Genomic DNA, 6738 nt, shown 5'->3' on the forward strand with positions numbered 1-6738 from the left:
CGCGCCCAGAAGCCTTCGTAATCGCGCTCGGCTTCCGCGACGAGCGCGCGATAGGCCGGCATGCCGGAAATGGTCGCGTGCTCGCGCGCGGCGGCCGTCGGTTCGAAGACCCGGCGTTCGTGAAGGATCGAGACGAGGGCGGTCAAGTTGCTCTCCATGAAAATCGTATCGGGTGGACCCGCTGTTCAAACGCAACTCGCATGCCAATTGCGACGGCATTCGACCGCAACAGCTTGCGTGCGCGACGTAGCGGGCGTCGGGCGTTCGATATCCGTCGTCGCGCGACGAGCGATCGAACGCTGCGTGTGCCTGTCGGCGCTGCACGCTGCGTCGGAATGCAGCAATCGGTGTTGCACGCGTCAACACGACGAACGGCGCGCGGCGCATGACGCTCGCCGCCGTCGTGCTACGCGATGAACGGCCTGAGCACGGCGAGCGCGTCGGATGCGCGAAGGCGCGCAAGGGCCGACGCCTCGATTTGCCGTACGCGTTCGGCGGACAGGTTCAGCTGCCGGCCGATGTCGCGCAGCGAGCAGCCTTCGTCCGCATGCAGCCCGTAGCGCAGCTTCAGCACCATCGCCTCGCGCTGCGGCAGCCGTTCGATCGCGGCCGCGATCGTGCGGCGCAGCTGCGTCGCGTCGGCCGCGTCTTCCGGCGAAGGCGTCGCGGTGTCCGGCGCGACGTCGATGAACGTCAGGTCGCCGTCCGGGGACACCGGCAGGTCGGCCGACACCGGCTCCTTCACGATCGCCAGCAGGTCGCGCACCTTGTCGACGGGTTCGCCGATGTGTGCCGCGAGCTGCGCGGGCGTCGCGGCGCTGCCTGCGCGTTGCCGATGCTCGCGCGCGAGCCGTGCGAGCTTGTTCAGCGCATCGACCGTATGCGTCGGCACGCGGATCGTGCGGCCGAGATCGGCGAGCGCATGCGTGACCGACTGCCGGATCCACCACGTCGCATAGGTCGAGAACCGGAAGCCGCGCCGGTAGTCGTAGCGCTCGATCGCTTTCAGCAGCCCGATGTTGCCTTCCTGGATCAGGTCGGCGAACGGCAGCCCGCGATCGCGATAGCGTTTCGCGATCGACACGACGAGCCGCAGGTTCGCATCGAACAGCGCGATCCTCGCCGGCTGCATCGCGCGTTCGATCGCGCCGACGCGTGCGTCGAGCGACGCGGTCGCGTCCGCCGGCAGCGCGGACGCAGCCGCGTCGCGCAGGATCGCCGCACGTGCGTCGACGAACTGCGCCGCGCGGCGTGTGAGTGTCGACGCGCAGCCCGGATGCGCGTCGACGCATGACGCGAGCCAGCCCGCGTGGTCGCCGTCGGCTGCGTGCGCGAATGACGGCGGAACGCCGACGTCGGCGAGCATTCGCTGCAGCCGGCCGCGCAGCGCGCGCTGCCGGCGTGCGCGGCTGCGCAACGGCTCGCCGATCCGCTCCAGTGCGCGCGCGGACAGCCGCACCGTGCGAAGCAATGCCGCCGCGTCGCGCACGTGCGACCGATAGGCGGCGCAACCGGTGCCGCCCGACGCCAGCGCGGCGCGCATGCCGTCTGCGAGTGCACCAACGCGTGCGAGCCGCGCGACGACCGCGTCGCGCCACGCGGCATCTTCCGGCCGTGCGTCCGCGGCGTCGTCGCGAGCGACGTGCGCAGCATCCTCGCTCGCGCGGTTGGACCGAGAAGCGTCGCGCGGCCCGTCGTCGACGAAGCTCACGTAGGCGGACGCGGCGGCCCGGCCTTCGGCGATCTCGTCGCGGATCGCGGCCAGCGCATCGAGCGCGTCCGGGTCGCCGCACAGCGCCGCGACGCACGCGGCGCGGCCGCGCTCGAGCCGCTGCGCGTACGCGAATTCCTCGTCGCGGGTCAGCAGCGGCGCCGTGCCCATTTCGCGCAGGTACAGCCGCACCGGATCGGTCGTGCGCGGCGCGGGCAGATCGACCGCGGCGCTGACGCCGTCGGCCCACGCGCGCACGGGCGGGAAATAGCGGTCGAGCGTCCAGCCGTTGTCGGCATCGGCGCTGTCACACACCGCGATGCCGAGTTCGTCGAGCATCGCGACGACCGCGTCGATGCCGCTTTCGGTCGCATCGTCGTCGGGCAGCGCGTCGAGGATGTCGCCGCGCGCGACGAAACCGCGCGACAGGCCGGCCGCGATCAGCGCATGCAGATCCGCGGCCGCGCGCTGCGGCACGCCGTCGCCGGTGCCGGCCGCCGGCGCCCGTGCATGTCGCACCGGCGTCGCGTCGCGCGACCCGTCACGCGCGCTTCGCATACACGTTGCACCAGCCGTCGGCGGCGACCAGCTTGCCGCCGAACATCGGGCACGTGCCGCTCGCATCGGCCGCTTCGCCCTTGTAGAAGCGGCAGTTCGCGCAGCGCTGGCCGGCCTGGTATTTCGGGAACTGCGCGGTATCGACGCTCGACGCGCGTGCGCGATAGCCGAGCGTTTTCGCCGCGGCGTCGTTTTCGTCGACGAGCGGCGGAGCAGCCGATGCGGTGCGTGCGGCGGCGAGCGCTGCGCACAGGCCGAGGGTTCGGACGATGAAGGTTCTGCGGGTGCGGCGGTGGGTCGCGTGCATGACGATGGTTTCCTGATGAAGATGAATTCGTGCGTAGTCGCCGCACGGCTCACGCTGCGTAAAGCGAGCCGTGCGACCCGTTCATTGACTGGCGTTCTTGTGTCCGGCGGGACCGACGACGAGCGGCGCGGCCGACGCGCGCGCCGCGTCGGCGCTCAGCTTGTCCTTGCCCGGCGCATAGCCGTTCGACGCGAGCAGGAACGCCATCAGGTCCGCGTACTCGTCGTCCTTCAGCTTGCCGGGCTGATCGGCCGGCATGTTGGTCGCCATGTAGCCGAACACGCCGCCGATCGTCAGATGCGAATGCGACAGCGGCGCGAACGACGGGCCGCTCAGCGCGGGCGCCGTGTTGCCTTCGAGATCGGCGCCGTGGCACTTCGCGCACGCGGTGCCGTACAGCGTCTTGCCGTGCTCGACCTGCGCGGCGTCGAATCCCGGCGCGGCGTCGCCGGTGCCGGCGGCGACGCGCACGAAGCCGCCGCCCGTGATGCTGCGCGCACGCAGCAGGCCGGCGCGAGCCGCGCCAGCAGCCGCCGTCGCGCCGTCGAGAAAGCGCGGCGTCGCGCGCGACTCGCGCGCTTCGGTCACGTTGCCCGGCAGCGCCCAGCGACGGGTCAGCGCGGCAAGACGGCCGTCCTGCTTCATCTGCGTGAGCGCCGCATCGATGCGCTGCTGCAGGTCGGCCGAGCGCGATGCGAATGCGAACGTGAGCTGCCAGTTCGCGTACGGGGATGCGGTCGGCTCGATGCGGAACGTCTGCTTCGGATGCGCGGCGCGATACGCGACGACGGCCGGATACCAGACGATCGCGCGATGCGCGCGGCCGTGCGCGACCGCGTCGACGGTTTGCTCGGACGTGTTCTCGAGATCGAAGCGCGCGTTCTTCTGCTGGACCGCGATCAGCTGCGCGGGGCTCGCGTAAGTGGCCGCGACGATTTCGCGATCGGCGGCCGATGCGCCGGCGTCGCGACGCGTGACGCTCACGTAGCCGGAGCGCAGGTAGCCCTGCGAGAACAGCAGCGTCGTGTCCGATGCGTCGGCGATCGCCGAGCGCGGAAACCCGGCGAGTACGTCGCAATCGTGCTCGAGCACCTTGACGAGCTCGTGTGCGGACACGCCGTCGTCGTCGCTGCCGTCGACGCTGCGCGCGGCGAACGTCGCGGCGATGCCTGCGGTGCGAAATGCCGCGCGCGCGACGGCCTTGTCGAGCGCCGCGGTCGGCGTGCCGGGAAGCGAGCACACGCGAACCGGCGCTGCGACGGCCGACGTCGCGGGCGCGAGCGTCGTGCCGGCCGCGAGCGCGCACGCCGCGGCGAAGTGGGGGAGTCGAATGTTCATGTCGTAGCCCGGATGGAGACGGAGGAGGGCGCACCCGCGCCGGCGGCGCGGGCGCGATACGCGCACATGCCGGTCAGCTGCGGTCGAGTGCGAACACGTACAGCGTGCCGCCGCGCGGCACGTCGTCGGCGGCCTTCGCCATCGGGCCGCCCCAGATCGGATTCGCGCCGCCGTAGCCGGCGAGTACGGCAACGTATTCCTTGCCGTCCACCTCGAACACGGACGGCTGCGCGATGATCCCGCTCGCGAGCTTCGGGCTTTCCCACAGCACCTTGCCGGTCGACACGTCGAACGCGTACAGATGACCGTCGAGCGAGCCGCTGAACGCGAGACCGCTTGCGGTCGTCGCGACGCCGCCGTTCCACGGCAGCTTGCTCCAGTGGCTCCACATCTTCTTGCCGGTGTTGACGTCGATCGCCTGCAGTTCGCCGTAGCCTTCGCTGCCCGGCTCCGGCTTGATCTCGAAGCCTTCGCCGAGATACGGCAGCCCCTCCATGTACGTGACCGACTTGCCCGACAGGCTCATGCACGCGTGCAGCGACGGCACGATCGCGATGTGGCGCTGCGGGTCGTACGACACCGACCACCAGTTCTTGCCGCCGAGGAAGCTCGGGCACGTGTCGATCGTCGTGCCGACCTTCGGATACTTCGCCGGGTCCTGGATCGGCGTGCCGTCTTCGGTATAGCCGGTGACCGACGTCGCCTTCACGAACGGCTCCGCATAGATCAGCTTGCCGGTGTCGCGGTCGATCGCGTGGAAGAAGCCGTTGCGGTCCGCATGGATGATCGCGTCGCGCTCCTTGCCCTTGTACTTGATCGTCGCGAGGATCGGCGTGTTCACGCCGTCATAGTCCCAGGTGTCGTGCTTCGTGTACTGGTAGTGCCATTTGAGTTCGCCGTTCTTCGGATCGAGCGCGAGCAGCGAATCGGAGTACAGGTTGTCGCCCGGGCGCAGATCCGCGAGCCACGGCCCCGGATTGCCGACGCCCCAGTACAGCGTGCGCGTCGCCGCGTCGTAGGTGCCGGTCAGCCACGCCGGCGCGCCGCCGTGCGACTGCATGCCGTCGGGCCAGGTGTCGCCGTGCTTCTCGCCCTGGCCCGGGATCGTGTAGCGCTTCCACAGCAGCGCCCCGTCGTTCGGATCGAGCGCCGCGATGAAGCCGCGCGCGCCGTATTCGCCGCCCGAGCTGCCGACGACGATCGCGCCGTCGATCGCGAGCGGTGCGAGCGAGAACGCGTAGCCGAGCCCCGGCTCGAACATCGACTTCTTCCATACGAGCGCGCCCGTCTTCGCGTCGAGCGCGGCCACTTCGCCGCTCAGCATCGCGACGTATACGTTTTTGCCGTAAAGCGCGACGCCGCGGTTCACCACGTCGCAGCATGCGGTCTTGAACGATTCGGCGCCGAGCTTCGGCTCGTACTTCCACAGCTGCGCGCCGGTCGCTGCGTCGAACGCATACACGTTGTCCTTCGGCGTCGTCACGAACAGATAGCGGCCGTTGACGATCGGCGTCGCTTCGAAACCCTGCTTCAGCTCGGCCGGAAACTTGTAGCTCCACGCCTGCGTGAGCCTCGACACGTTCGACGGATCGATCTGCTTGAGCGGCGAATGCGACTGGCCGTCGTACGTGCGGTAGTAAGTCAGCCAGCCGGGGTCGCGCTGCGCGTCGGTGAGCCGCTGATACGTGACCGCCGGATAGTCGGCGGCTGCATCGACGAGGCCGGGGTTCAGCGCGATCGCGGCTGCCGCCGCGATTCCGATCGTTGCCAGTCGGCGCATCGAGGCCGAAGGTTTCTTCATGGTCGTCTCCTGATTCGTTGTGGTCGCACCGCGGCGAAACAGCGGCCGGGCCGGCTGGGGGAAGGTCCGGGGCCAGTGCGCAGACCTTCATGCAAACCGCGTGCCATTGGCGCGGATCCGTTGTCGCGCAAAGCGGTCCGCGCGATCGCGTGCGATCGGCGGAGGTCGGTATCGGGCAGCACGCATCGCGCAACTGTTGCGTTCGGCAACAGCGCGGGCGCGACTGCTCCAAAACATCACAGCGGTGCGGCGGCTGCGCGCTCGACAGCGGTTGACGCGAACGGCGTTGCGCTGCGATGTCCGTGCGCACGAGCGATCGCGCGTCGCCGATCGATCGCGGCCGCGCGCGGCGACGAAAACAACCGGGACGAGAACGGGCACATTCCCGTCTAATTCGTGATCGACGTCGATACGACATGGCAGACGAGAAGCACCTGCAGCTGTTCGCATCGATCGGCACGCTGCTCGACAAGCGCCATGCGCGCTTCGGAACGCTCGGCCGGAACTTCTTCAACGGATCGGATCATGCGTTCGACGGCCGCCATCCGGTCGGCGAGCCGTTCGTCGGGCCCGGCGCGCCGCGCAACGCGTGGGACGGCGCACGCTATGCGCGGGATTGACCGCGGGCCGCGCGGGCGGATGCGATTGCCAGCATCTCGTGCACCGCGCGTGCGACGCCGCGCGCAAGCGCATCGTCGGTCGCGAGGTGCCCGGCGCGCACGCGCTCGATGAACGCGGCCGGCACCGCTCGCGCGAGACGATCGACGTTGCCGGCCGGACACACGGGGTCGTGCGTGCCGTGCACGGCCCACAGCGGCACGCCGGCCTGCGCGGCCCGGCGCGCGAGCGCGAGCAGGCGGCGCTCGCCGAGCCAGCACCGATGCTGCAGGTAGTGCGCCTGAATGCGGTACTTGTCGATCAGCCGCGCGACCGTGCGCGGCGTGGTGCGGCGCCGGCGCGGCGGCCGTCCGGTCAGCAGCGCGGCCTCGTACGCGTTCCACGCGAGTGCGACCGCGCGCTGGC

General features: G+C 70.3%; 5 protein-coding genes and 1 pseudogene. 1 reads left to right on the forward strand and 5 read right to left on the reverse strand.

Annotation, left to right across the window (positions count from 1 at the left end; all coding sequences use genetic code 11):
* Positions 1–406: 406 nt before the first annotated feature.
* From BUB20358_RS27370 to BUB20358_RS27385, 4 genes are all read right to left on the reverse strand, one after another.
* Positions 407–2269, reverse strand: coding sequence for a sigma-70 family RNA polymerase sigma factor (locus BUB20358_RS27370; protein ID WP_035975504.1), 1863 nt, complete (start codon positions 2267–2269; stop codon positions 407–409).
* Positions 2253–2576, reverse strand: a complete 324-nt coding sequence (locus BUB20358_RS27375; RefSeq protein WP_035975505.1) for a high-potential iron-sulfur protein — start codon at positions 2574–2576, stop codon at positions 2253–2255. The genes BUB20358_RS27370 and BUB20358_RS27375 overlap by 17 nt, the downstream gene beginning before the upstream one ends.
* An 81-nt stretch (positions 2577–2657) precedes the next feature.
* Positions 2658–3914: a c-type cytochrome gene (locus BUB20358_RS27380; RefSeq protein WP_035975506.1), complete on the reverse strand. Its 1257-nt coding sequence runs from the start codon at positions 3912–3914 to the stop codon at positions 2658–2660.
* A 73-nt stretch (positions 3915–3987) separates the two neighbouring features.
* Entirely contained in the window at positions 3988–5715 is a 1728-nt protein-coding gene (locus tag BUB20358_RS27385; RefSeq protein WP_035975508.1) for a methanol/ethanol family PQQ-dependent dehydrogenase, read from the reverse strand.
* 416 nt (positions 5716–6131) lie between these two features.
* On the opposite strand from BUB20358_RS27385, the gene BUB20358_RS27390 reads away from it, so the two are divergent.
* A complete protein-coding gene (locus BUB20358_RS27390; RefSeq protein WP_035975509.1) occupies positions 6132–6335 on the forward strand; it encodes a hypothetical protein in 204 nt (67 codons plus the stop codon).
* Here BUB20358_RS27390 and BUB20358_RS27395 read toward each other — a convergent pair.
* A pseudogene (locus BUB20358_RS27395) lies at positions 6320–6738 on the reverse strand (alpha/beta fold hydrolase); the annotation flags it as partial. The gene BUB20358_RS27390 and the pseudogene BUB20358_RS27395 sit on opposite strands and share 16 nt — an antisense overlap.

The sequence above is a fragment of the Burkholderia dolosa genome, from assembly GCF_902499135.1.
GTDB classification, from domain to species: domain Bacteria; phylum Pseudomonadota; class Gammaproteobacteria; order Burkholderiales; family Burkholderiaceae; genus Burkholderia; species Burkholderia dolosa.

Excerpts from the sequence above, each read along its gene's own strand:
- BUB20358_RS27380 (WP_035975506.1), bottom strand. The coding sequence starts at position 3,914 with ATGAACATTCGACTCCCCCACTTCGCCGCGGCGTGCGCGCTCGCGGCC.
- BUB20358_RS27370 (WP_035975504.1), bottom strand. The coding sequence starts at position 2,269 with ATGCGAAGCGCGCGTGACGGGTCGCGCGACGCGACGCCGGTGCGACAT.
- BUB20358_RS27375 (WP_035975505.1), bottom strand. The coding sequence starts at position 2,576 with ATGCACGCGACCCACCGCCGCACCCGCAGAACCTTCATCGTCCGAACC.
- BUB20358_RS27385 (WP_035975508.1), bottom strand. The coding sequence starts at position 5,715 with ATGAAGAAACCTTCGGCCTCGATGCGCCGACTGGCAACGATCGGAATC.
- BUB20358_RS27390 (WP_035975509.1), top strand. The coding sequence starts at position 6,132 with ATGGCAGACGAGAAGCACCTGCAGCTGTTCGCATCGATCGGCACGCTG.